General features: G+C 34.0%; 16 protein-coding genes and 1 riboswitch. Of the genes, 9 read left to right on the forward strand and 7 right to left on the reverse strand.

Annotated elements, in window-relative coordinates:
* The first annotated feature begins 5 nt into the window (after positions 1 to 5).
* The 4 genes from C1X07_RS19845 to C1X07_RS19860 are packed head-to-tail and all read left to right on the forward strand — an operon-like array spanning position 6 to position 6656.
* The gene (locus C1X07_RS19845) at positions 6 to 2438 is read left to right on the forward strand and encodes a TonB-dependent receptor (RefSeq protein WP_103071783.1); all 2433 of its coding nucleotides are present in this window, start codon (positions 6 to 8) and stop codon (positions 2436 to 2438) included.
* A gap of 11 nt (positions 2439 to 2449) precedes the next feature.
* A complete protein-coding gene (locus C1X07_RS19850) occupies positions 2450 to 3949 on the forward strand; it encodes an ankyrin repeat domain-containing protein (protein ID WP_103071784.1) in 1500 nt (499 codons plus the stop codon).
* A 1-nt stretch (position 3950) separates the two neighbouring features.
* On the forward strand, positions 3951 to 4445 hold the full coding sequence (locus C1X07_RS19855; RefSeq protein ID WP_164914207.1) for a DUF2271 domain-containing protein: 495 nt from the start codon (positions 3951 to 3953) through the stop codon (positions 4443 to 4445).
* A gap of 12 nt (positions 4446 to 4457) precedes the next feature.
* Positions 4458 to 6656: a PepSY domain-containing protein gene (locus C1X07_RS19860; protein ID WP_103071785.1), complete on the forward strand. Its 2199-nt coding sequence runs from the start codon at positions 4458 to 4460 to the stop codon at positions 6654 to 6656.
* A 130-nt stretch (positions 6657 to 6786) separates the two neighbouring features.
* Here C1X07_RS19860 and C1X07_RS19865 read toward each other — a convergent pair whose 3' ends face one another.
* The gene (locus C1X07_RS19865) at positions 6787 to 7236 is read right to left on the reverse strand and encodes a tetratricopeptide repeat protein (protein ID WP_103071786.1); all 450 of its coding nucleotides are present in this window, start codon (positions 7234 to 7236) and stop codon (positions 6787 to 6789) included.
* Between the two features lie 120 nt (positions 7237 to 7356).
* Positions 7357 to 7533 carry a hypothetical protein gene (locus C1X07_RS25090; protein ID WP_164914208.1) on the reverse strand — a complete coding sequence of 59 codons (177 nt, stop codon included), beginning with the start codon at positions 7531 to 7533 and terminating at the stop codon, positions 7357 to 7359.
* A 445-nt stretch (positions 7534 to 7978) separates the two neighbouring features.
* Between C1X07_RS25090 and C1X07_RS19875 the strand changes: the two genes are divergently transcribed.
* The 5 genes from C1X07_RS19875 to C1X07_RS19895 all read left to right on the forward strand — a co-directional run bounded on the left by C1X07_RS19875 (position 7979) and on the right by C1X07_RS19895 (position 16824).
* Positions 7979 to 12823 (forward strand): reprolysin-like metallopeptidase, encoded by a 4845-nt coding sequence (locus C1X07_RS19875; RefSeq protein ID WP_164914209.1) that lies wholly within the window; start codon positions 7979 to 7981, stop codon positions 12821 to 12823.
* A gap of 921 nt (positions 12824 to 13744) precedes the next feature.
* Positions 13745 to 14821: a hypothetical protein gene (locus C1X07_RS19880; RefSeq protein WP_128755331.1), complete on the forward strand. Its 1077-nt coding sequence runs from the start codon at positions 13745 to 13747 to the stop codon at positions 14819 to 14821.
* The gene (locus C1X07_RS19885) at positions 14800 to 15366 is read left to right on the forward strand and encodes a hypothetical protein (RefSeq protein WP_103071790.1); all 567 of its coding nucleotides are present in this window, start codon (positions 14800 to 14802) and stop codon (positions 15364 to 15366) included. Before C1X07_RS19880 ends, C1X07_RS19885 begins: the two co-directional genes overlap by 22 nt.
* 180 nt (positions 15367 to 15546) lie before the next feature.
* Entirely contained in the window at positions 15547 to 16068 is a 522-nt protein-coding gene (locus tag C1X07_RS19890; protein ID WP_103071791.1) for a hypothetical protein, read from the forward strand.
* A 180-nt stretch (positions 16069 to 16248) separates the two neighbouring features.
* On the forward strand, positions 16249 to 16824 hold the full coding sequence (locus C1X07_RS19895) for a hypothetical protein (protein WP_103071792.1): 576 nt from the start codon (positions 16249 to 16251) through the stop codon (positions 16822 to 16824).
* A 137-nt stretch (positions 16825 to 16961) separates the two neighbouring features.
* On the opposite strand, the gene C1X07_RS19900 is transcribed toward C1X07_RS19895, so the two are convergent.
* The 5 genes from C1X07_RS19900 to C1X07_RS19920 all read right to left on the reverse strand — a co-directional run bounded on the left by C1X07_RS19900 (position 16962) and on the right by C1X07_RS19920 (position 26713).
* On the reverse strand, positions 16962 to 18434 hold the full coding sequence (locus C1X07_RS19900) for a PepSY domain-containing protein (RefSeq protein WP_103071793.1): 1473 nt from the start codon (positions 18432 to 18434) through the stop codon (positions 16962 to 16964).
* A gap of 171 nt (positions 18435 to 18605) precedes the next feature.
* Entirely contained in the window at positions 18606 to 20945 is a 2340-nt protein-coding gene (locus C1X07_RS19905; RefSeq protein ID WP_103071794.1) for a TonB-dependent receptor, read from the reverse strand.
* A gap of 95 nt (positions 20946 to 21040) precedes the next feature.
* A riboswitch (cobalamin riboswitch) is annotated at positions 21041 to 21230 on the reverse strand.
* Positions 21231 to 21949: 719 nt separating this feature from the next.
* Positions 21950 to 22735 carry a hypothetical protein gene (locus C1X07_RS19910; RefSeq protein WP_103071795.1) on the reverse strand — a complete coding sequence of 262 codons (786 nt, stop codon included), beginning with the start codon at positions 22733 to 22735 and terminating at the stop codon, positions 21950 to 21952.
* A 7-nt stretch (positions 22736 to 22742) separates the two neighbouring features.
* Positions 22743 to 24482 (reverse strand): Maf family protein, encoded by a 1740-nt coding sequence (locus tag C1X07_RS19915; protein WP_103071796.1) that lies wholly within the window; start codon positions 24480 to 24482, stop codon positions 22743 to 22745.
* Positions 24483 to 24565: 83 nt separating this feature from the next.
* Positions 24566 to 26713 carry a nucleotidyl transferase AbiEii/AbiGii toxin family protein gene (locus C1X07_RS19920; protein WP_103071797.1) on the reverse strand — a complete coding sequence of 716 codons (2148 nt, stop codon included), beginning with the start codon at positions 26711 to 26713 and terminating at the stop codon, positions 24566 to 24568.
* Positions 26714 to 26719 lie beyond the last annotated feature (6 nt).

A 26719-nucleotide genomic window follows, 5' to 3' on the forward strand; every position in this document is an offset into this window, starting at 1 on the left:
ACCACATGTCAGTCAACAAAAAATTACCCCTAATACTACTATTCTTATGTAGTATAAATTTGATCTATAGTCAAGCTACACTACAGGGAGTGGTAAAAAACAGTTCTAATGAACCTATCCCCTATGCTACCATATCACTTCAAGGTACTAGATTAGGTGCCGAAGCTGGTGGTGATGGTACATTTACAATTAACGATGTACCTTATGCGACCTATGAAGTTATAGCCAGATCAGTAGGTCATACAAAAACTGTACAGACTATTGAAGTAAACGGAAATGTTTCAGGAATCATTTTTGTTTTACAAAATGATACCCAACTAGAAGAAGTTGAACTTTTTGGGTCGAGAGAAAAAAGAGCCGAAAAACTGGAAACATTAACCAGGCTTCCTTTAAAACCTAATGAGCAATTACAAAGTATCTCAATCTTGTCTAATAAGCTTATTGATCAACAAAATGCACTAACCTTAAGTGATGTTACCAAAAACGTAGCAGGTGTTTATACATTTGCCACCTACGGAAACATTAGAGAAAGTATGTCTTTAAGAGGGTACAGAGGTATTCCCATACTAAAAAATGGAGTTAGAATTAACTCTGATTTTAGAGGGGTTGGCGTTGTTACTGATATGGCTGGTGTAGATAACATCCAGGTTCTAAAAGGTGTTTCTGCTATTAGTCAAGGTCTGGGAGGAGATCTAGGTTCTGCAGGAGGAGTTATTAACATAGTAACTAAAACACCAAAGTTTTATAGTGGTGGTGAAGTAACCTTAAGAGCTGGTAGTTACGGAAAAGCACGACCCACTTTTGATTTTTATGGTCCATTGAATAAAGAAAAAACAATCGCTTTTAGAGTAGCTGGTTCTTATGATAGAGCAGATAGTTATAGAGCAAAAGTAAATTCAGAGAGTTTTTACATCAATCCATCATTGGCATGGAGACCAGATGATAAAACGTCTATAGTTTTAGAAATGGATTATACAGATTTTAGCACAACTCCAGATCAGGGTACAATCAACCTGGGAGATTATAGCACTAATAACATCTTGAAATTACCAGATTCTAAATTTTTAGGTTTCGAATCAGACAGATATACTTCTGTAAACAGTACTTATGCCGTAAGACTTGAAAGAGAAATAAATGATGATTTAACCATAAAAGCTGGCTATTTTGCTTCTGACTTAGAAACCTATAATGAGGGAGCCTATGCATTTGAAGGAGGTGGAAGATCTGGTTTACCTGAACTATCAAATACTCAAAGATACAGAGAGTATTATGGTGGTGGAAGAAGCGATAAAAATAGTGTTCTTCAAATTGATTTGGTAGGTAAAGATATCGAAACAGGATTTCTAAAGCATACGTTCCAGGTCGGTGTAGATTACAGAAATACAAATTTTGACAATACGGCTTACACAACCAATTATCCAGGTGATGATCCATTTGTTGATATCATAGATGTAACCCAACCAATAAGTAATATCCTACCATCAAATATCTCATTAACGGTTAATCCTGCCAGAGCTTCAGGATCCAAAACAAAATCCTTTGGTTTTACGATTCAGGACAAAGTATCCTTTACAAAATGGGTTGATGTATTTTTAGGATTGCGATACACATCTTTAGAAAGAACAAAAGGTAATTTTATCGGACGTAGCTTAACTGGTGCAAAACGAGATGATGCCATCAATCCTTTAGCAGGAATTAACATTAAGCCAAATGAAAATATTATCATTTTTGGTTCTTACGCTAGTACTTCTAATCCTATGACATCTTTTTACAGAGATATTAATGGCGAAGAATTGGGTACAGAACGATGGGATCAATTCGAAACAGGAGTTAAGTCTAACTGGTTTGATAAAGCTTTACGTTTTAATGTTACTTACTTTTTAACTAGTAGTAAGAATCTAAACTTAGAAGCAATCGATAATGCCGGTAATTCTCTTGGATATTATCTAAAAGGAGGTGAAGATACCAGAAATGGTGTTGAAGTAGAGTTGATTGGTCGAGTACTACCGAATCTGGAAATCATCGGAGGATATTCTTACCTGGATGCAAAATACAAAGATCACGTATCTTATTACTATAATTCTAGCCCTATAAACACTCCTAAGCATACAGCTAATATATGGGCACGATATGCCTTTACCAATTCATTAAAAGGATTATCTTTGGGCGCTGGAGCATACTATTTAGGAGAAAGACCTCATAATGTATGGTCAAGAGATTACACTCATGGCGGGGTTCAACCTGACCAAAAGCCTTTTGACCTAAAAGCATATACAACGGTAAACGTACAAGCATCTTACCAATTTAACACTAACGTTAGTTTAGATGTTTTTGCTAATAATGCTTTTGATGAAGTAGGTTTTAATGCTTATCGTACGGTTTATCTTAATAGAATACAGCCAGCAACTTTCGGAACAACGTTGCGATATAAATTTTAAGACGATAAAATATGAATAAAACAAAAGTAATACTTGTTTTTATTTTGTTTGTGACTATGTTACAAGCTCAGACCAAAAATGTTTTTCATGACCGAGAATTCTGGAAGACAAGCCCGAGCATTGATATCATAGAGCAAAAAATCTCTGAAGGCAATAACCCATCAGCATTAAATCCTTATGGATTTGATGCTGTGGTATATGCTATTTTGGAAAAAGCCCCTAATGCATCCGTAATACATTTACTTTCTAAAAAAGGAAACGATGTCAATAAATTAACCCATGATAAAAGAACATACGTTTTTTGGGCGGCATATGCTAACAATGTAGAACTAATGAAGCATCTGATAGCTAATAATGCCAGAATGGACTTAATTGATTCTCATAAATTTTCGGTATTAACCTTTGCTGCTGCTACAGGTCAAACCAATAAAGAAATATATGAGTTATGCATTGAAAATGGGATCGACATAAAAAATGATAGAGACGAGCATGGAGCAAATGCGCTACTATTACTAACTCCTTATTTAAAAGATTTTACATTAGTAGATTATTTTACCGCTAAAGGATTAGATCTGAATAGTACTGATAATGATGGAAATGGTGTTTTCAATTACACTGCTCGCACCGGTAATAAAGAAATGCTAGACCAACTAATAAAAAAAGGAATCTCTTATAAAGAATTGAATAAGCAGGGCGGAAATGCTATGATTTTTGCTAGCCAAGGAACCCGTAAAGGTCCTAATTCTTTAGATTTTTTCACTTATCTGGAAAACCTGGGTATTCAACCTAATATAACCACTAAGAACGGAGTAACACCATTGCATTCTTTAGCATATAGAAATAAAAACTTTGATGTTTTAAACTATTTCTTAAATAAAAATGTTGATGTTAATCAAGCAGACCATAAAGGCAATACTCCTTTATTAAATGCTGCTCATAGCAACTCACTTGATGCTATAAAATTATTAGCAAAAAACACAAGTGATCTAAATAAAGTAAATAAAAATGGGCAATCTGCGTTATCTCATGCTATTAAAAGCAATACTCTCGATGTTATTACTTTTTTAATTGAAAAAAAGGCGAATTTATCTCTAATAGATGCTAAAGGAAACCATTTGGGATATTATTTAATTGAGTCTTATAAGCCAGGTAAAGTAGATTTATTTAAGGCTAAAAAAGAAGTGTTAACGCAAAATGGGCTTGACCTTAGCTTATCACAAAAAGATGGTAATACAATATATCACTTGGCTGTAGATAAAAATGACTTAGACTTGCTTAAAACAATTCATAGCTACGGATATGATATAGATATTAATGCCAAAAACCTGGAAGGAATTACAGCCTTACATAAAGCTGCAATGACTGCCAAAAATGATAAAATATTATCATACTTGTTATCTATTGGTGCAGATAAAACTATAAAAACAAACTTTGAAGAATCTGTCTTTGATTTAGCAAGTGAAAATGAAATATTAAAAGTCAATGACGTAAATATTAAATTCCTGAAATAAGATGAAAAGAGCACTCATTTTTAAATTTTTTCCAGTATTTGTTTTTGCTATTTTCACCATATTTGGTTTTACGAATGGTAAAGAAAGTAACACTTATAAGTGTATGATTCAAATGACCAATTATACTGGAGAAGGAGCATATATTGTTATTTCTCTAATTAACCCTGAAGGAAATTATGAAAAGACCCTGTATGTACTGGGAGATGATGAAGAATGGTATCACGACATTATAGATTGGTGGAAATTCTACGGGAAAAGACGCCCAAATATCGATGCCATAACAGGAGCCACTGTAAGCGGTGGTGGAAGAACAATCAGTGTTATTGAAATCGAATCTGATAAAATCGATACGGGTTACAAAATACGTTTTGAGTCTGCAGTAGAAGATCAGGAATACTACCTAAATGATGTTGAATTTGACCTAACATCTCAAACCGTAAAAAGTAAAGTTGAAGGAAAAGGTTTTATACGTTATGTTCGTATGATGCCACAATAATAAACTAACTGAATGACCATTTCAATTTGGAGATATAGCCACCTAGCTTTGGCTATATCTTCTTTTGTTTTTATAGTAATTGCAGCTGTAACAGGAATTATTTTGGCTTTCGAACCTATATCGAACCAAATAAAACCGTATGCTATAGAAGACACAGCAACCCTTACATTGGCAAAAACCATAACGGTTTTACAAGAACAATACGATGAAGTAATATCAATTGAAGTTGATAATAATGATTTTGTATCTGCTTCGGTGATAACCAATGAAGGAAAAAATGAAACCTTTTATATAGATCCCAATACAGGAAAAAAACTGGGAGATATAATTGAAAAAGCGCCTATTTTTAAATTTGCAACAAACTTACATCGCTCTTTATTCTTAAAAAGTACTGGTCGTTTTTTTGTCGGACTTATATCGTTTCTATTGTTTTTGATAGCCCTGACCGGTCTATTACTTATTATCAAAAGACAACAGGGTATTCATCGTCTTTTTTCTAAAGTCATAAAAGAAAATTTTGAGCAATATTATCATATAGTAGTTGGAAGACTTACGCTTATCCCTATTATTATAGTAGCTGCAACTGGTGTATACCTTTCTTTAGAAAAGTTTTCATTATTACCTTCATATAATACAGAACACCTTATAGATTATGACAACATAAAAACTTCTCCTCAAAAACAAATTAATGACTTTGCTATTTTTAATCAAATAGCACTAAAAAATGTAAGATCCGTAGAATTTCCTTTTTCTGATGATGCAGAAGACTTTTTTTATGTGAAATTATCGGATAAAGAACTGGTTGTAAATCAACTCACAGGTCATGTAGTAAGTACCGTAGAATATCCATTTGTTGCTCTAGCTTCTCACTGGAGTTTAATATTACATACTGGACAAGGCAGTATTTTGTGGTCTATAATATTAGGAATAGTAAGTTGCTCTATTTTGTTTTTTATTTACTCAGGGTTCTTAATGACGATAAAACGAAGAAAGAAAAGTTCTATTCTCAAAAATAAGTATCATAAGGATAAATCTGAGTATATCATTTTGGTAGGTTCTGAAACCGGAAATACTTTTGATCTTGCTAAAATTTTCTATAATTCACTATTAGACCAGAATAAAACTGTTTTTATTGCAGAGTTAAACAAATACACTTCATACCAACAAGCAAAACATCTTATCATATTGACTGCTACGTATGGTAAAGGTGAACCTCCTGCAAATGCTAAGAATTTTGTATCTCTATTAAAGAAAGTTAAGCCTAAAAGCGAGATTTTATATACTGTATTAGGCTTTGGTTCTCTGGCGTATCCAGATTATTGTAAATACGCCATTGATATTAATGAAGAACTACAGTCACTCCCCTCTTTTGAACCGGTTATGGATGTACATAAAATAAACAATCAATCCTTTGAGGCTTTTAAAAACTGGTCTATACAATGGAGTAAAAATACAGGAGTCCCCATACAACTAAAAGAATCTCCCAAGAGAGAACACTCTAAAAAAGAAACATCTTTTGTTGTAGAGAACAGATCACTATTAAATACTGATGCTACATTTCTACTACGGTTACGTTCAGAAAAGAAAATACCTTTTACATCAGGAGACTTATTGAGTTTTTGCCCAGAAAATGATCATATAGAACGTCTGTATTCTATTGGAAAAATTGATAATGATATCTTTCTAAGTATAAAAAAACATGAGTTTGGTATATGTTCAACTTACTTTAGTACACTTAACAAAGGAGACATTATTAAAGCCTCAATACAACGAAATCCAGATTTTAATTTAGCTAAACACACCAAAAATGTTGTAATGATAGCAAACGGAACTGGTATTGCTCCATTTTTGGGAATGATAAATAATAGAAGCCAAAAAGGGAATACCTACTTATTTTGGGGTGGTCGAAATGAAAAATCTCTTGATTTATATAACGAAGTAATTCAAGATGGTATTAAAAATAACAAATTAACAGCTTTTTACCCAGCGTACTCCAGAACGCAAGAAAAAATATATGTACAGCATTTGCTAAAAAGAAATACACACCTAATTGCAAAAACACTATATAAAAAAGGAGTTATTCTTATTTGTGGATCTATCGCAATGCAAAAAGAAGTTATCACCATTTTGGATGGAATCTGCAAAGAGGTTAATAATAAACCGTTAAGTTATTATCAAAATAAAGGGCAACTCAAAATGGATTGTTATTAAATTATTAATACAGATACGGTAAGAAGTTAGTTGTCATTTTTCTTTACAACTCTCCTATTCTAAAATTAGCTATACAGGAATAGCAGTTTTTAGAATAGGAATATCATATTGATTTTAAGTGTATTTTATACTAACATAGCTCTGTAAGTTGATTTTTTAAGATCGGAAACAGCTTTTCTCTCTGTGTTTTGTCACCTCCATTTTTTTCTACAAAATCAAGATAACTTACTGTAGCTCGTTTAAGTTCTTTTTGAATCTCGTTGACATCTATACAATCAGTACCTACCAAATATAAAAGGTAATACACAACCCGTTTAAGTGTATTTTCGGCTTCTTCCTGTTGTTTTAACTCTTTGTAGACATTTGCTAAATTATTGTAAGAAATGATATATATCTGCATAAAAGGAACCTTATCACGAATACAATCTTCCTGATTCATATTAAGAACTTCTGCTCTATAAAGTGCATCCTTATATCCCAATAATGCTTCTTTAAATTTACCTTGATTGAATAGTCTATTGGATATTGTTGTCTTCGCCTTCCAATAGTTTGCTATATGCTTTATACATACTTCACTCATATCATCTTAAGTTTTCATTTTCAAAATTCCAATTCACCACTTCCCAAAAACTCTCTACAAATTTTGGGGTAATCGATTCGATATCATATCAAAATAAATAACTGAATAATCTTCATATTTTCAGTATCTATGTTTGTTGGTTTTAGACTTTAAAATTTTTATAGCCTTTTTGATCTCTGTAATCTTTGACAACTCTGCAACTGCCATTTTCATATCTCTTCTCATAAGCTTTTGATCTCTCACCTTATAATCTATTATCTTTTTTTGGGCTTCTAATAATTCGATGACATACTTCATTGTAACGGTTATTTGTTCTTTCGATAATACAAAATTATAAAAGTTAGTCATAACTAACAAACAAAATAATCTATACCTAATATATTACACATCAATCTTAGAACTTTAGCTTGGAGATTACCTCAAATCATTTGATAAATCCCAATAGAGAAAAGATCAATTATTAGAGCATATTTTATTAACTATTTCGTCTTACTTTTTATCTTTTCTTTAAGAAAAAGATACTGCTTTCTAGGTAATATTACATCATCAAAAAAAGTACTTGTATTTTATTAATGTGCCATCTATTTGGTAGCAATAAACAAACCATATCAAACCCAAAATAAACCTGATCATATTATGTATTTTAAAACATAGAATTTCCCTAAAAAAGTGGGCTCACCTTTTCTGTAAAGCCTTTTAAAACAACAACATAATCTTACAATTTTAAACAATAATGTATATCATGGGGAAAACTACATTACTAATAAAACTGATTGTACTATTTATCCTATTAGGGACAACCACTAATGGTCAATCGCAAACCGAAATCTGGAAAAAAACAACCACAGATATTTCAAAAAAAGAAGTATCCAAATCTAAAATTTCTATAGATGAATCTATCTATGAACTCCAAAAGAATACCCTTCATACGGTTTTGGAGCAGTTACCAGCAAAAAAAAAAATTATACTAAGTTTTCCTGATACTTACAATCAATTTCAGGAGTATCGCATACAGGAAACCCAGGTTATGCATCCTTTATTAGCTTCGAAGTATAAGAGCATTAAAACCTATACCGGAAAAGCAACCGATGGATCCAATAAAACCATCCGTTTTACCTATTCAAAACTAACGGGTATCCATGGGATTATATCTGACCAAAACCAAAAGAAAACTTCGATACAACCGGTAGGAAAATCGAAACATCGTTTTTATAATGCCATACAAGAACAATCACTTTACAACTCCTTTGATTGTCTTACAGAAGAATTACAAAAGTCAAACGCTGCTCCAAAGAACAAATTAGGGACTAAAAGCTTTCCGAAAGAGTTAAAAAAATATCGATTGGCAGTATCGGTACCTGGAGAATATTCTCAATTTTATCTGGATGGTACCGAAAAAGATGACACCGAAAGAAAAACCAAGGTTCTAGCCTCGATTGTTACCACTGTTAACAGAATAAATGAAATATTCAGACGTGATTTTGGAGTTGTCGTAGAACTTATCCCTAGTACTGATGAAGTAATTTTTCTTAATTCGAAAACAGACCCTTACTACTCCTGGTATTCAGGCGGAGGTAACTATGCAAATGCATTAAAAAGTACTTTAAATCAAAACCCAAATATCGGAATTGCTGCCTACGATATAGGGCATTTATTTCAGGTAGAGGACGCCAAATATGGAAATGCAGGAAGTGTAGGAAATGTATGTTTGGATGAACATAAAGGAAAGGCCTATTCTGTACATAGAAATCCTGAATCCGAAGATATGAGGCTATTAGTAGCACATGAAATGGGGCATCAATTTGGAGCTTATCATGTAAGCAGTAAATGTAGAAGTGGTAACGGGATCAGTGAGGTAGAACCAGGAAGTGGTAGTACTATTATGAGTTATGCAGGCATATGTGCTCCAAATGTCCAAGCCGAAATGGATGGGTATTATAACTATGTAAATATCAGAGATGTTCAAACATACCTCAATACGATGTCTTGTGGAGAGACCATTAACACAACTAATAATGCTCCTGTTGCTAATGCGGGAAATAATTATGTAATACCTGTCTCTACTCCTTTTGTACTAACTGGGCAGGCAACCGATATTGATGGAGTAGATAACCACACCTATACTTGGGAGCAAAATGACCCCGAAAGACCCAGTACCTCAACATCTCCTAAACCCAATTCGGCAACTGGTCCTTTATTTCGTTCTCTCCCTCCTGCCAATTCTCCAAAAAGATATTTCCCGGCATTACAACATGTTATTGAAGGCAATTTGACTCCTACCTGGGAGGTACTACCCAGTGTAGCCAGAACTATAGATTTTGCCTTTACCGTAAGAGATAATGGTGTTGAAGGAGGTCAAACCGATTCTGACCTAATGACGGTAACCGTAGCATCAGGTTCTGAAATGTTTACCGTAACATCACAAAATCAGCCAAATATTGTATGGAATCAAAATGAGCAACAAACGATAAGCTGGAATGTAGGTAAAACAGACCTGGCACCCATATCAGTTTCTCATGTAAATGTACTTCTATCTCTTGATGGCGGGTATACTTATCCTCTTGTTTTAGCCAATAATATCCCCAATGATGGTTCTGAAACGATTATAGTACCTACAACAGCATCTACTGAAAGAGCAAGAGTTATGGTACAGGCTGTGGGTAACATATTTTATGCTATTAACAGCACCAATTTCAAAATTCAGGCGTCAGAATTCACATTACATACCTCTAACTCCAGTTTGGATATTTGTAAAGGTGAAGAAGCCATCTATACATTGAAATACCAGACATTTTTAGATTTTGATGAGACGGTCACTTTTACAGCGCAAAATTTACCGGCAGGAGCTACTGCTTCTTTTATACCCGCCACGATTAACGGTAAACAACTTGCCGAACAAGAAGTAAGAGCAAGGATATCAAACACCACCAATGTAACCGTTGGCTCGTATGATATTACCCTTGTAGGAACAGCGACTGGCGGTCAAAAAAAAGAAGTCAAGGTAACACTTAATGTGTATGATGCTACCATAACTCCATCAACACTAACCAATCCAGCAAATGTTTCATTTGTGTATACCCTAACTCCAACCCTACGTTGGCAAAATGATTCAAATGTCAGTTCTTTTGAGTATCAAGTGGCTACAGATGCCAATTTTATCAATATTATTGAAAGTAATACGGTAACACTATCCGAAGTAACACTTCAGTCTTTACAACACAATACCTCGTATTTCTGGAGAGTTAAAAAAAATAATGCATGCCAATCAGGAATGTACTCCCCTCCTTTTTCTTTTACTACTGCATGTAGCGATCCTCAAAATTTCATAGCAACCGAAATAGGGCATAACTATGCTGATCTTAATTGGGATGATAACAATAATAGTTCCTGGGAATTAGAATATGGCACAGAAGGTTTTGCAATAGGAACAGGAACGATAAAAACAGCTAATACCGCTAACTACAAATTAACGGGATTACTACAATTATCCAAATATGATATTTACCTAAGATCAAAATGTACTGTAGGTCAAACAGGAAGCAATATAGGTCCAATTCAAATAAAAACATTAGGTGATTATTGTAATGGAGATCGTTTTTATGACTCGGGAGGGCCTAATGGAAATTATAGTAATCGTGAAGATGAAATTATTGTACTAACCCCTGATAATGATACACAAAGGATCAGACTTGATTTTCAACATGTGGATATTGAGCCGTATTATGATGATTTAGCGATTTATGATGGTCCCGACACCAACTCCAGACTGATCACATGGGTGTCTGGCACACGAATTCCTTCTTCTATAATTTCTACTCACCAAAGTGGAAAGTTAACACTCCATTTTATATCTGATGAGAATACAACCAGCGCTGGATGGGACGCTATAGTAAGCTGTGAACCAAAGCCTCTTTGTAGATTTCCGGATATAGTGACCTTTGAGAACACTACTTCAAACTCGACTACAGTCAACTGGTCAAAGCAAGACACCGAAGAATCCTGGGAATTGGAGTATGGCTTAAAAGGGTTTACTCGGGGACAAGGCACTACTGTAATAGCAAATACCAATAGTCATACCCTGCAAAACCTTGACTCAAACACAGAATACGATATATATGTACGAGCCAAATGTATTGGCGGAGGGTATAGTGATCCTATGCCCGTTTCATTTACCTTTAGAACCTTATGCGGCATTGTAAAAGCACCTTTTTATGAATCATTCCCTGATAATACAATTCCTGATTGCTGGACGGATAATGGAACTCCCAATTGGTCAGTAGATTATCACTATGGCGGTGCCGCCTATTCTGCCGGTGATCATACCCCCGGAGGAGGAACACGATATGCATGGGTTTACGGTAATCATACGCAACCAACCAATCAACCCACATCCAAATCAACATTAGAAAGCCCACTTATTGATGTTAGTGGCTTAGAAAAACCCAGTATTGGATTTGCACTGTTTAGTGAAGTCTTTCCTGAAGATAGGCACTCCAAAATAGAGGTTAGCTTTTTTGATGGAAATCAGTGGAATGTATTGCTTACTAAGCAAGAAAGTTCACAACGATGGACAGAATACTATTTTGACATTTCGGGATATACGATTACCGATGCGATCAAACTACGATTCGAAGTGACTCGATATCAAGAAAATGGTTCTTATCAAGGTTCTGGAGATATCTTAATTGATGATGTTTTTGTAGGTATCGCCCCGGATTATTGTGGCGGAGATCGTTTTTATGACTCTGGTGGTCCCGACTTTAATTATAAAGATCAAGAACACCGTGTTACGGTGCTGGCACCAAACGACGAGCAGTCTCGTGTTCGACTCATCTTTGATACTTTTGATATTGCAGCTTGTTGCAGTACTATTGATATTTATGATGGTCCTGATACCTCTGCACCACATATCGGTACGTATACAGATACCGCTCCACCAGAAATTGTATCTACTCATCCCAGTGGAAAGCTAACCGTACTGTTTGTTTCAAGTCAATATAGTGTTTTAAAATCAGGATGGGATGCCCGGGTAATTTGTGAACCCAAACCTATCCCGGTATGTCAATCTCCTGACGCCATTAATTTTACAGAAATCACTTCTACTAGTGTCAACACATCCTGGGATGAGCATTCGGGCAATACCCAGTGGGAAATCCTGTATACTGTATCGGGAGATACCAGTAGTCAAAAAACATTAGTAGTCAACCAACATACTGCTATATTAAAAGGTTTATCCCCAGATACTCAATATGACGTATTTATAAAAAGTATTTGTAATACTGTAAATGGAGAGCTAAAAGGTCCTTATTCGTTTAAGACCGCTCCAAAACCAGATGTTTTGGAACCTGAACCTATAAAAAAAGGCATCTCTTATTTCCCAAATCCAACTACGGGTAAAGTCTTTATAGAATCCGGTGATCCTATTAGAGAGATTAAAGTTGCTCACATCTCCGGGCAAACCATTCTTAGCAAAACATACAATGCCAATGATGTTACCCTGTCACTAGATGATCTGGCTCAAGGGATATATTTTATAACTGTATATTCTAGCACAACCAAAAGAATAATAAAGGTGCTCAAAAGATAGTCTTTGATCATAACTTAGGCTTATGCCTCAAAATGATTCTGTTAGCTCATACATGTTAACAGAATCATTTTTTTTGCCAGTCTTAGTCCTTCATTTTCAATTGAACTTTGACGGGTGTTCCCTGAGCTTTTGTCGAAGGGTTCAGTCTGACACCTCAATAAAAAACACAAGGTAGTTTAGATAACCCGAGCTGATAAAATGGTCTTTCGAGTTGATCCCGAGGTGGTTCGAGCTGATACAATCACGGTTCTAACCACCTGCATAGGTAGTTAGAACTGATACAATCACGCTTCGAGCCGATCCCGAAGTCCTTCGAACCACCTACATAGGTGGTTCGAGTTGATAAAATGGTGCTTCGATTTGATAATTTATCAAAACGAAGCCTGAACGCATCAAATATATTCGATAAAATATCAGCTCGAAGCGTGATTTTATCAAAAATAATCGTCAAATTATCAGCTCGAAACGATAAACTATCAGCGCGAAGCGGCAATCTATCAGCTCGAACCACCTCGGGATCAAAAAGAATCCTCACAATATGAGGGATACCCCTTATCGAGAGGGGTCATAGGCATGTCTTTAAGGGGTAAAACTGTATATCTGGAATTTTATACCATTTACACTTTGAATTTACCGCAATAAAATTCTCTTTTTCGCCTATGCTTCAGAATAAAAATTAACCATAGCTATAGCTATGCTGAATTTTTCTTCTTTGCATAAACAAAAAATAGCTTATTTTCTTTTACGGTAAATTCAAAGTATAACTGGTATTATACCAAATTTCGTACAAAGGCTGTAGGTAAAATAGTACTGTAACACCTTCGTTTTTGAGGATTTACCGTATATCGTTATTCAAATAGTTCTCTTAACTTAGCTACCCTGTAGTACATCATTCTTAGGTAAACACATAAAACCAACCCTATGGTATCAAATTCTCTGTTTGACATACAGTCTATCCAAAGCGAATTGGAGATGGCATTGTATTCTGCTTTATTTGATTTTGGAGAACCTTATAGCAGTGCAGAATCCTGGGCTATAACAAGTCTGCAAAATAATGTAGAACAAGCAGCCGGAAAGATTGCCAATAGCAAAAACACGATGAGTAGTGGTTTTGGAGTTGATCCTCCGGGACATGGGTTTCGGGTAACTTTTGGGCTTCAGATTTTAGTAGGTTACAAAATTAGATTGAGAGGTAATGCCAATATAGGATACGGAAACCGATGGGGCAATTTTGGAGCTACATCCTCGCTTCACTTTGCGGTTTATAACGGTGGGATTGGAACCGGAATCCATAAAAAAGATCTGGTGGTGGATGTAACGGCAGCCGTAAATCTTACTGTAGGAGGAGGACAAGGTACTGCTCTGCAATCCTATTCTCTAAACTATAATTCTCCCATACCTACACTTAATGATTTTGAGAATTCTTTTAGTTATGGGCAATTGCTCACCTGGAACTCCGGAGTGAATGAGAATCAATTTTCATTAGACAGAATCCAGCGAGAAGGGATGATTGGTTTTAGGCTGGGAGACGTTAATGTAAGTACCAATAATGATACTCGACGACTATATCTGGGAGGAGGTACAGATATGGCATGGACAGGAGGAATCTCGGTAGCAACACCATTCTTTGAAGTAGGTTTTCAAGATTTTTCTGGGGATTATTCAAGAAAAGACGATGAAAAAAGAGATTTCATTCTAGATCAAATAAAAGAAGCTAAAAAAAATAATAATATAAGTAAGTTTCAAAAAGAAATTAAGATATCCGAATTAGAAGTTGAACTCAAAAAATTAACATCTAATTATCATAATCAAACCTCTTATCAAAAAAAACTAAATAAAGCTTCAACCTATATTCGAGTCAATAATAATGGTTATAATGCAACTGTAGATTTAATTGGTGATGCCTGGTTACAAAATGCTATTCATAGTGCCATTAAAGATTTTAAATTTGAATACAATTATAAAAACATAGAAGTATGGGGTGGAAAAAACTGGTAATTTTTTCATTTTTCGCAATTGTAGGATGTAATGCTTTGTTTAAAAACTATTATAGAACTAAAGACAGGGGGATTAGACCTAAAAGACCAAAATTTGAATTAGCAAAAAAAAATTATAGTCTAACAAAAAACGATATAATTGATACCAGTGCTGTTTACATTTATCAAAAAGAGGTTGTTTATGGTAATGGAGAAAAGGAAATAGAAGAGTATTTTTACAGGTTTTTTTCTAATGGAAAATGTATTCGTGGGTTCCCATCTGATTTTAAAAGAAACAAATTGATTCTTAGTGATTTTAACAACCTGAATCGTGGAGGATCATTTATTGGCTATTATCAGATTAAAGATTCTAACAATTTGGTAACCGAGACCTTCTCTGTAGGTGTCGGAGAAAATGGAAAGTATATTAAAGATTATGGTGTTTTAAAAGGGGATACTATATTTTTATTTAACGCTCCCTTTACTAAAGAAAAAATAAATAAAGGTAATGTAGAGATTTATATAAGAAAAAAAGTAGAAGGGCTAACAGGAACACCAGATTGGTAAAAGAAAACATTTATTAAAAGTCTAAAAAGAAACAGCAAACAAAGCCTCAACCTATATTCGTATCAATAATAACGGGTATAATGCAACTATAGATGTAATTGGTGATGCCTGGTTACAAAATGCTATTCATCATGCCATTAAAGATTTTAAATTTGAATACAATTATAAAAACATAGAAGTATGGGGTGGAAAAAACTGATAAGCTTTATTTTAATTATTATTTCGATGAACAGCTGTTGTATTCCCTTACTTCAAAAAAAATACTATACAACAGAATATGGTAGTCACAGACCAATAAAAAGTAAATTCAAAACAACTAGAAATAGAACCAAATCTATATTAGAAGAGAGCTTAACCAAAAATATTTACTTCAGAACTGACTCTATTTATATAACAAAAGTTAAGGACAAAAAGAAGGAATTAAAAATTGTTAATACTTTCAAAAGATTCTTTTCTGATGGTCAATATATAGAAGGTACTACGAAAAATATTAGAAACGGATTAGAAGATTTTAATAATTTAAAATCGGGAATTATAGGCTATTATAAAACACAAAATGATAAAATACTGTATGAATACTTTTTGGTAACAGCTCATAATTGTGGTGATTATTATAGAGCTGAATCTAATATAATTGGAGATAGTATAGCAGGCTATAAAAAAATTAAGGTAGAAGGGCTAAAAGGAACACCCGATTGGTAAAAGAAAACACTTATTAAAAGTCTAAAAAGAAACAGCAAATAAAGCTTCAACCTATATTCGAGTCAATAATAATGGGTATAATGCAACTGTAGATTTAATTGGTGATGCCTGGTTACAAAATGCTATTCATAGTGCCATTAAAGATTTTAAATTTGAATACAATTATAAAAACATAAAAGTATGGGGTGGAAAGAACTGGTAATTTTTTTTAGTTGTATAGTCATAGTCTCCTTATTAGGCTGTAATAATTTTCTTAAAAACTACTATACAAATGAAGAAGGAGGAAATAGACCCAAAAAAAGCAAATTCACACTTAACACCCCTTCTTACAATTTAACAAAAGGAGATTTAATTGATACAGTAGCGGTGTACGTTAATAAAACTGAAATGTATTATGGAGAAAAAACACATATTGACTTCCATTATCTAAGATTTTTTAAAAACGGACAATATATGGAAGATTTAGTATCAAAAAAGGAAGACCTTAATTTACTGAATTTTAATAACGTTAATAATTCTCTAATGATAGGGTACTTTAACATTCAGAACAAAAAATATATACAGCTTGAATACTTTCGTGTAAAATATGGAGAGGGTGGTTTTTATGATAAAAGGCAAGGTTATATAAAAAATGATAGCATTTTTCTTTTTTACAAGGAATATGACAAAAATGATTTTCCAATTCCCAATAAAAAAAACTGTAGAATATATATTAAAGAAAAAGTAGAAGGGTTAACAGGAACACCTGATTGGTAAAAGAAAACATTTTGTATTAGGGGTAGAAAAAACTAGTAACTTCAGATTTTTACTTAGATTAAAACTATTAGTAGTAAAGAGATCTAGAGAGTAAACTGTCAAACTGCGCCTGTCGAAGGGCTCGGTTTGACAAAAAATTACTCTTTAGACCTCTTTTTTTGTTTTACTCGCTTCTTTACCTTTTTTTTATACTTTCTTTTAATAAACTTGATCCCTAATCCAGTAGCCGAAAAACTTAGTATTGTCCCCCCTAGTAACAGGATAAAAAGGATAATATCCCATAATGGTCTGTTCCAAGCCAAAAATGAGAAATCCAAACTGTGTAATCCATGATAAATCCAACGTTGGATTTTATTTTTTGTAGCGCACTTGTAGACGACCCGAGTTGTTTTTGGATTGATATAATAATTAGTGTTTTGAACTGTTTTAATCCTAATTACAGGTAAATCTTTATCATTATGGCGACTGTAGTAATAGTTGTCATACTTATTTAGTAAAATACTTTCTGTCACTCTATTTTCTGTAGAAAAAGAAGAGATAACCTTTTTGTAGTCATCTATCTTTATAACAGTATCAAAGGCTGTTACCTTTTGTAAAACGCTTTTATTTTCTAAAAAGATCTGAGCGTAAATATGATCTTGAAAAATATTAAACTGAATTTCTTTATAGTTTTTAAAACTGATTTGACCTATAAAACTGTTCCAATGGTTACCGTCATAATCATTGATTGTATGTTTTTTGGATTGCCATGTTAACTTCTCTTCTTTATTCAATTGAGTACTGGGTGTCCACCCAAAAGGCGTCATACTCATCCACCCACTAAATATCCAGGTACAAACAAATATCCCAAAGAACAGCCCAAAATAATAATGGTAGTTGTACCATTTATTTTTAAACCTCTTAAATCGTGCTTTTGGTTTCTTTTTATACCTCACTAGTCCGGTTACAATACCTGTGATTACCATAACAAACCCCAAAGCTGATAACCACATCACCAGCTGTGCCCATAATGTGTTATGTACTCTTATATCCCTAAAATAAATCCAATGTGGTATAGCTCCCACCCATGACCAAAATCTTTCGGTGCTTGTGTTATGTGCTAATACTTCTCCTGTAAGAGAAGAAATATACACCAGCGTATTATTTGTATCCTCAAACTCTATCTTAAAAATAGGCATATGTGATAAATACCTGGTTCTGGGTATCCATTGATCTAACTCTGTTAAAGTTTGAATCCCGAATGTATCCTTTATTTTGGTATTTTTAATTGCTATTTCTAAAGCTTGCTTTTTAGTTAAAGAGACTTGTTCTGCATTGTCAGCATATCTGGAAATAAACTTTCCTTTTTCAGTTACCAAATGAAAAACAGGTCGATCGAGAAGATAATTTAACCTTAGTCGATATACCTCTTCAATATGATCATTCTCAAAAACGATTTTAGGAGATAATACTTGAGAATTATTCCCTTTAGAAAGCATTTCTATTCTTTCTGCCTGACTTAAATAAGGAAAGCTCTGGTACATCATAACAAAACCAGATAAAAACCATATTAAGAACAGACCACAAAAAAAAGTCCCAAGCCAGTGATGTAATGAAATTATCTTTTTCATCTGTTTATATTTATTGTTTTTTAATGGTCAGATGGAATCGCCATATCATCATAACGGTGGGTTTCCTCATAATTGTTATGGCTTATTTCATAATACAGATAGAATAACAGTTAGTAAGATGAGACCGTCTAAACAGTTTACTTTTCAGACGGTATCATCTCGCAATACATCTTAAAACCTATATGCTAAGCTAAGTTTGTAGTTTCTTCCCTGACCCGGAAAAAACTGATTCCCATAAATCGCATCGGTAAAATATAGCTCATCGGTAATATTGTTAATATTTACCCCCACTCTAACTTGTTTTGTTTGATAATACAGAGTTCCATCAATAGTAGTATATGAAGGCAGCTCATATGTATTGCTTGAATTGGTATAATTATCATCTACATAGTTTAACCCAAATCCTGCCCCAAAACCTTGTAGTGTACCTTTTTGAAATTCATAATTCCCCCAAAAATTAACTGAGTTTTTGGGAGCATATTGCAATCTGTTTCCGGCAGGAACCGTCTGTAATGCTTGATCATAGTCTCTGATTTTGGCATCAACAAATGCATATCCTGCTTTTAGATAAAGTCCTTGTACAGGTTCTGATTCCAGATCCAGTTCGAACCCTTTTGAATCGGCAGATCCTATTTGTCGATAATCATCTACAGAGGTTCTTTCCACAATATTGTTTTTTAGCATATAATACGCAGAAAGTGTAGCAATAAGCAGGTTGTTTTTTTGAAATTTGACTCCTAACTCATTCTGGAAACCTCTTTCGGGATCAAATACATTGCCATTGGGTGTTATTCTTCTAGTGGGTTTAAAATAGTTAGAGTATGAAGCAAATACACTAACTACATCTTTAACAGGTTGATACACAAGACCTGCTCGATATGAAAAAGAAGATGACGGAATTTCTGTTCGCTCACCTGGAGTTATTACATTTCTATCACTATCAAGTTCGTCTCTGTAATAGGTTCCCGTAAAGGTATCATATCGAAGCCCTACTAACGCTTTGAATTTATCTGAAATAGTAATCCAGTCTTGTAGGTAAAAAGCATATACCACTTCTTTTTTTACATCTACCCTATTATCAATAGCTTCGATATGTCCTTGATTTAAGATAGGATTCTGAACAGAAATAGTTGTAAATATCCCGGGACCAATCACTTCTCCTCTGAATGTTCTACGATCTAATATACTTACAGAATTCCCTACCAATGCTTTATGAGCTATTGATCCTGTTTTGAACCTATAGCTTACATCTAATTGGTTTTGTAGGGTCTTGGTTTTATGGTTAAAATAAAACGGAAATGCTCTGGTAATAGAATCTCGCGTAGCATTTAATTCCAAAAATTCTGTGGACAGATAATCTATATCATCATTAGAATAAGACAAGAGATTGGATAACTTCAGGTTAGTATTAAAATCATGCGAATAGTTAAGCTGATAATCAAAGCGTTTATGCTTTAAGTAATCCTGCGGATCATTATATCTGGTTTCTGGATTCATTCCTTCAATAACAGAACTGTTCTCATCTACCGGGATACCTGTATCTGTATCATATTTGTCTTTATTGGCTTGAAAATAGAAAGCCAACTTGTCTTTTGAGGATGGTGTATAATCCAACATTAACGATCCGTTATTGGTTGCTACGCCAAAATCTCTCCATCCATCGGTACGCGTCATTCCAACATCTGCCCGATATCGTAGTTTTTCAGAAATAGGACCTCCGATGCCTCCTTCAAAATTATAGGTATCAAAACTTCCGTAGGTTACTTTAAAATTGGCTTTTTGTATATCGGTAGGTTTTTTACGTACTATATTTATAATTCCTCCTAATGCCGAATGACCATATAATACTCCTGCAGGACCTTTAAGGACTTCTATTCGCTCTACATTAGCCAGGTTTGTGGTAGGTGCACTTGTAGATATATTATGTCGCTCATCTCTTACTCCATCAATCAACATCACAAAATTATTAAACCCTCTGATTCTAAAAGTTTGAAACCCTCCGTACCTGTTTATGGGTCTTACTCCTGTTGCGCTTTTGACTGCATCTCCCAAATCAGATACATTACGCTGTTGCATAAGCTTGGTGTTAATACTATATGCCGTCATAGGAACATTTATGTTTTTAATTCCTAGTTTGTTTACATTAAGAACTTCTTTTGTTATTGATTTGCTTTCGGCTCCGATAAGGACTTCTTCTAATCCTGTAATATCTTTTTTAAGAATAACATCGATAACCTGCATTGTTTTATTGAGGTTAGCACTCAATACTTCTTTTTGATAGCCCATTGCCGAAAACTGAATATTGTAATTTCCACTTTCGACAATAATAGAGTAGTTTCCGTCTACATCTGTTACTGTTCCTTTGTTTGTTTCTAGGAAACTAACAGATACATTCGGAATTCCTTTTCCAGAAATTTGATCTTTGACAATTCCTGTAATTGTAGTGCTTGATTGTGAATAGGCTATAGTGGCCAATACTAATAAGACACTGCATAATACTAATTTTTTCATTTTAAAAAATCGAGATTAAGCAGGGAAAATTGTAGAAATAAACATTCTACCCTAATGGTAGGAATCATTATTCTTACTCTTTACCCGAGAGTTAATAATTATTACAATTCATGGCAGGTCTCCTGACTTAACTCGGTATTTTGCCTCCTTCCCATAGCCTTGCTACAGTGGTTATATGGCATTACTTTATTATGAGTCTTACAGTTGCGGGAACAGTTTTGGATTTTCACCAGATTCCCTTTTAATTTTCACCTTAGGTGAAAAACCATTTATCGGGCGCGAAGATAACTTTTTATTTTAATCCGTTATGTGTTTGATGCATTAATTGCACGTAGCCAACTTAGTTTCAAAATCATCAAATAAGATATATTTTATTAACTAAAGTGAGACTATATTGTTTAGTTAAAGATAATTTAATATTCTTAGTCATACATAAGCTTATCAAACTGGGTTTAAATACCCGTTTTCTAATCTCTTTGACAAATACTGACTGGCAATTACCACCTAACCAAATAAAACGAATAGTCCAATGTAAAACCCATATTCTTTATCAAGTATATCGTTCTGTTTGGGTTACAGAGTCAAAGTAACGCTAGAACATCTCAAAATAAGATATTTACAGAATCCTATCATCTGTTTTTAAAATAATTCACTAATAATATATATCAGCCCCGCATATTTTTATCGTCCATCGGCAGGTGTAGCACTACCATCGCACTAGGGTCTATGTCCCCCGCACTATTGGTCTCGACCATCGGTATAGGGTATGTGTCCCGCGCAAGGGCAAAACAGACCCCCGCAGTACAGAGAGTGACCAGCGGCGCGCTGGAACCTCAACCCAGTGCGCGGGTCAGTAATAGCAATAGGTTGCCAACATTTATACTTGCCAATAACCTCTTCCATACTTGCGTAAGGTATCCAGAATATGACAATTGGTTTTACAATAATTGTAGAACAAGTCTAATCGACTACAAATAGCGAAATATCGTACTATTATATACATATTACTCCCCTTCATATTTTAAACCATTACCCATTTTATAATACTGGTCAACAGTATTAAAAAAAACTGGGTAATTGGATTTAAGCTGGGTGGCGATGTCTTCTAAAACCAGTAACATATCTGTTTCTACGCCTTCATGACTTAAACGCCCTATAAGTGTTTTATGCCAATCTTTGACAGACATGGTAATCGTAAAAGAAACGGCTTTATTTCCAGGAGCCAGTATATTGCTTACTTCATTGTCGAATTGTTTTCCCGAAGTTTCAAAAAGCTTTTTTTCTTTTACATAGGTTTTACAAATTTCCTTTTGTTTTTCTACAAGTTCCTGGTTATTTCCTCTGTTAATTATTTTGAACAAAGGAGTATTCTGTGCATTGGTTCTTGACGAAGTAAGTCTTGCTACAGTAGCTTCATTATGGGCAAGAAATTCTAATTCGGTCTCAATGGCACAACCTGCTATCAAAAAAGTAACATACTCATCATTGTATACACTTCTATGCTGATACTCATGAATCATACGTTCATTAAACACTTTAGAATCTCCTTTTTTATCTTTAAAAGATAGATAGGTTATCCGACTATTGAATTCGGCATGTTGCTCGTATTCGGGTCTGTCTGTATCTATGTTTAGAGTATCAAAAAGTACTTTTGCCTCTGGCGTAATCTTACTTCTCTTAGTCAGTAACACCCCTGTTTTTAACACAAAAATATCTTCAACTATCCCGTTTGCTGCTTCAATGATTATTTTGTGTTTTACCTGGTATGGGGTTAATGGTGTTTGAGACATCTCGTTTTTAGTTTTTTAAATACTGTGCAGCAACCTGCTTTAAATTATCATGCTTCTCTTTTGATGTATCATAAAAGACAAAAAAAGTATCAAATATGGGGTATACCTCCTTAAATGTTTCCATATCATCCTTATTAATAAGATGGTATTCTGATTCTAATAATGACAGATAATCATTATAAAACGATCTAATTCTTCTAATATCCGAAAGGCTTATTTGTTGTTTTCGTAATTGTTGTGCTATTTTATTTTTGACAAACCTACTATAGTGTAAAAAATCTATTCGATAAAAAATCATTATCTGTCCCAGCATATATTTTTTAAACGAATTAGAAATCTGCTCTTCTATCGAATATTTCTGTAAAGAATTTAAAATTGTATCATACTGATTCATCACCTGATTAAAGATCAGATTGACTAATTGAGAAGTCGCAATACTTGAACTTAATTCCAAATGTAATACCGAGGTAACGTATTCTTCAATAGTGTACAATTGCTGGTCTTTAAAAACATCTTGATTTTCTTTGCTCCACCTCCCAAAAGATTTTGAATTGGCTTTCATGTTTTCAAGATTTCGTTGTGTCCATTTAAAATCTTCTATAAAAAAAGTTTCGTACTTTTTTTTGAAATCTACTAGTACAGGTATATCATTAATATCTATAAGTTTTTTATAGCCCGAATCATCTCCCAAAATTGAGTATTGCACATTAGCATACATGAGTTCTTTCAGAGTGACATGAGGATTCTTCCTGGTAATAGCTGCGTATAGCGGATAAATCTTTCTTTTTGAAAAATCGTAAGTAACCTCATCTTTGACCAGGCAGTCTATAAAAATCATATCCGCCACTACCTGTGTTAAGGCTTCAGACATCATTCTATAGATGATATAAACATTGTCGTACAATGTGTTGGACACCCCATTAAAAATCAGATCGGGTATAATGAAATGACATAGATCGTGAACAAAAAAAGTAATCTCATGAATCTCATCAGACTTAGGAACCAAAGGAATTCCAGCATTCAAACCTGGAACCCAGTAGTTTTTTTGTCTCCTGTTTTTTGATGAGCGAAAAAAACCTCCGTTATTAAGGGCGTATTGAAAAAGAACATTCAGTTTCTTTTCTTTTACCGACTCCAAATTGAGATACCTGTTTGTAGCGACGAAATCAAAGATTTTATTTGAAAATTCAATGACTTCTTTCTGATTCAATTTGTTATAATTAAGATCTATATTCTCTCTATAATATAAATAGTTCTCTACAAAATTAGAAAGTACCTCCTGTCGGCAATGATTCTTCATTTTTCTGTCTTTCAATTCCTGGTAAGAAAGTCCGGTAGATTTTAAAATAAAAATATCATCCCAACCAAATACATTTGTTTCCTTTTTTCTTGCAGCATAGTCTATCACTCCATCATATGTTGTTGAGGATATAGAAGATATATTTTCTCCTTCGAGATAATAAAGAATTGTTTTAGTATATACCAATTCCAGGTCGTTATCCTTATTCACATTATAAATACGTGTGTTATCTTTTTTGCTAAACAAATGCGTTTCGTCAAAAACTACGGTAAACACTTGTGGTTTTTTTAGGATATCGTAATATCTCTCCAGAAGTTCTTTTGCATCTTTGAAAGGAGTAAAATCTGCAATTTTCTTTACGGTAATATTATAATTATGAAAAAATTCCTGGTATTCTTTGAGCTTGTAATTGTTCCTCGTTAAGAGATATATAATTTTTCCTTTCATCTTTTGATCATGAATAACAATATTACCAATTAAATCTTAAAAAATACCTGATTTTCTCTTACAGTAATTTTAATGTAATGGTATCAGTATCCTCCTGTATCGGGAAAACCTTTATCAACAAAAGTAACATCAATCAATGATCTCATTTTTGACAAACTTCTTCTGGTCTTACATCTGGGTATAAGAAACGCTCTAATGATTTGCTCGTAATCCATCGAACCAGTATTCATTCTAAGTTTATGCCAGGCAATAAAACAGATTTTTTTTCTTATCAAATCAAGTGTAGATGCATATTCTACAGCAAACATCTTGTCTGCTAATTGATTATCTTTTGTCTTTTTATCGATAGTGTTCTTAGCGCTTTCGATATAACTTTGAAGCCAAATGCTTTGTCTATGAATAGCCTGAGATAACCCTATCGAAAAGTTTTTTATTTGGGGGCGCAGACCAGGGGCAACAAGATCCAGCATGGTATCAATTTTTAATTCTAATGTAGCTTGCCATATATAAATTTCTTTATGGGGGTGCGCTACCAGATCATGTAATTTTATGTATTGATTATTTTTAACCTTATAAAAACGGTCATCATCAAACCTTAAAACATATCCTTCTCCTTGTTTTTCGGAAGATATCTTTTGTATAAAATCCTTAGCTTCTTCAATAGAGTGAATCCATCGTACCTGTTTAACATATTCTATCTTATGGTATTTTGCCATTGTAACCATGGTATCATAATTAAGATATCCACCAGTTAGATTATTTCTTATGGTTGTTAATACCAAGCGATCTTTAGGATGATCGAGAACAATAGGGTGTTGACGACTACACCATTCGAATGTTGGTGTCCAATTTCCTTCTAACAGCTCTTTTATCAGGGGTAGGTAACCTATATCAGAGGTTTCTTTTTGAATAGCCCTCGTAGTATTATCCGCAAAAGTTGCCGCTTGATCAGCAATTGCAGATGGTCCTTTTCTGGTTGTCCACCTTAGTATTCCATTCCATAATACAGGAGAAACCAATGAGCCGTCCAGTTTTTCAGTTACCCGGCATGACGAAGACCAATCTATGTTTTCTATTTGCGATTCTTCTCTTTCTCCTATCCTAAAAAATTTATGAAACTTTCGGGCTACTAAAGTTCCTTCTGAGTCAAAAATCAAACCTCGGCATTCTCTACGAAGTGCGTAAATATTTGCTACTGAAGAGTGTATTGCCTGAGTAATCGGAATAAAAGAATACTTTAAAGGAATAGTATAATCAATTATCTGATAGCCCTCTTTTTTGAATACCTGAAACTCATCTCTATCTTTTATTGCCGGCAACACTTGGTCTATATGTTCTATTATCGGGAATCCTGTATTTCCTATTTTAGAGATATAACTATAGTTGGCGATCATATCCATATACAAAGGCTGTAGCGTTGTTCGAACAACTGTGAGCACTTCTTGTAGATCTTCTGTTATCTTAAAACTGGGGTGTGTCTTACAAAATGCTCTCCAAATACTACGACTATTTTTTCCTTGCCCAAATTTACCTTCAAAAAATCTTGCTGCTATCTCGAGAGGAGTTCCTCGTTCAAAAGAGGTCTCCTTAAAAGAGTTCATCACCTGAGATAAATCAAGGTCATAGTTCTTGATCAGCCAATAAAGCCCAAACAAGTCTTTTGGTCGCCATTTATCTTGTTTACGTTCAAATAAACCATAGAATTTCCATCCAGCAGAAGTCTCTCTATATACCATTTTACAATAAATAGATTGGTTAGGGATTATAGAAGGATATTCTTGAAAACTAGCAGCAGGAATAGTTGGATCAGAATAACTTATATCTATTTGTAGTAAAAAAGAGATGTTTACTTCTTCTAAAACTGTAGAAACAAACAACCTTAATCCGGGGTCTTTGGCATCGATCCATATGATTTCACTTCTTAACGTTGCAGGATCAAATGAAACCCCATCATGTATCAGATTATCCTGTAAGATATCTTGCCATCGAGATTCCATTTCTATTGGATCTACTGGTACATCAACCATAAAATCCACATCTTGGGGCATCCATTTCCCGGGAGAATACCAAAATCGAGACATCATACCCCCTCTCAAAACAAAAAGATCTTTATATTCTGATCTCGCCACTCTACGAATCAAACCCTCCATAGCATAAAGCTCAACCAATTCTGAATACGAATACATTGATTCTTTAGCTATGTTTTGTAGTTGTAGGGCAATATCTTTCATGATATT

Origin of the sequence: Aquimarina sediminis, assembly GCF_002895435.1 — a bacterium.
In the GTDB taxonomy this organism is placed as follows: Bacteria; Bacteroidota; Bacteroidia; order Flavobacteriales; family Flavobacteriaceae; genus Aquimarina; species Aquimarina sediminis.

Bases quoted from the DNA above. Each gene is read 5' to 3' on its own strand.
- C1X07_RS19905 (WP_103071794.1), bottom strand. From the start codon at position 20,945: ATGAAAAAATTAGTATTATGCAGTGTCTTATTAGTATTGGCCACTATA.
- C1X07_RS25090 (WP_164914208.1), bottom strand. From the start codon at position 7,533: ATGAAGTATGTCATCGAATTATTAGAAGCCCAAAAAAAGATAATAGAT.
- C1X07_RS19845 (WP_103071783.1), top strand. From the start codon at position 6: ATGTCAGTCAACAAAAAATTACCCCTAATACTACTATTCTTATGTAGT.
- C1X07_RS19880 (WP_128755331.1), top strand. From the start codon at position 13,745: ATGGTATCAAATTCTCTGTTTGACATACAGTCTATCCAAAGCGAATTG.
- C1X07_RS19910 (WP_103071795.1), bottom strand. From the start codon at position 22,735: ATGTCTCAAACACCATTAACCCCATACCAGGTAAAACACAAAATAATC.
- C1X07_RS19865 (WP_103071786.1), bottom strand. From the start codon at position 7,236: ATGAGTGAAGTATGTATAAAGCATATAGCAAACTATTGGAAGGCGAAG.
- C1X07_RS19860 (WP_103071785.1), top strand. From the start codon at position 4,458: ATGACCATTTCAATTTGGAGATATAGCCACCTAGCTTTGGCTATATCT.
- C1X07_RS19885 (WP_103071790.1), top strand. From the start codon at position 14,800: ATGGGGTGGAAAAAACTGGTAATTTTTTCATTTTTCGCAATTGTAGGA.
- C1X07_RS19920 (WP_103071797.1), bottom strand. From the start codon at position 26,713: ATGAAAGATATTGCCCTACAACTACAAAACATAGCTAAAGAATCAATG.
- C1X07_RS19900 (WP_103071793.1), bottom strand. From the start codon at position 18,434: ATGAAAAAGATAATTTCATTACATCACTGGCTTGGGACTTTTTTTTGT.
- C1X07_RS19875 (WP_164914209.1), top strand. From the start codon at position 7,979: ATGGGGAAAACTACATTACTAATAAAACTGATTGTACTATTTATCCTA.
- C1X07_RS19850 (WP_103071784.1), top strand. From the start codon at position 2,450: ATGAATAAAACAAAAGTAATACTTGTTTTTATTTTGTTTGTGACTATG.
- C1X07_RS19895 (WP_103071792.1), top strand. From the start codon at position 16,249: ATGGGGTGGAAAGAACTGGTAATTTTTTTTAGTTGTATAGTCATAGTC.
- C1X07_RS19890 (WP_103071791.1), top strand. From the start codon at position 15,547: ATGGGGTGGAAAAAACTGATAAGCTTTATTTTAATTATTATTTCGATG.
- C1X07_RS19915 (WP_103071796.1), bottom strand. From the start codon at position 24,482: ATGAAAGGAAAAATTATATATCTCTTAACGAGGAACAATTACAAGCTC.
- C1X07_RS19855 (WP_164914207.1), top strand. From the start codon at position 3,951: ATGAAAAGAGCACTCATTTTTAAATTTTTTCCAGTATTTGTTTTTGCT.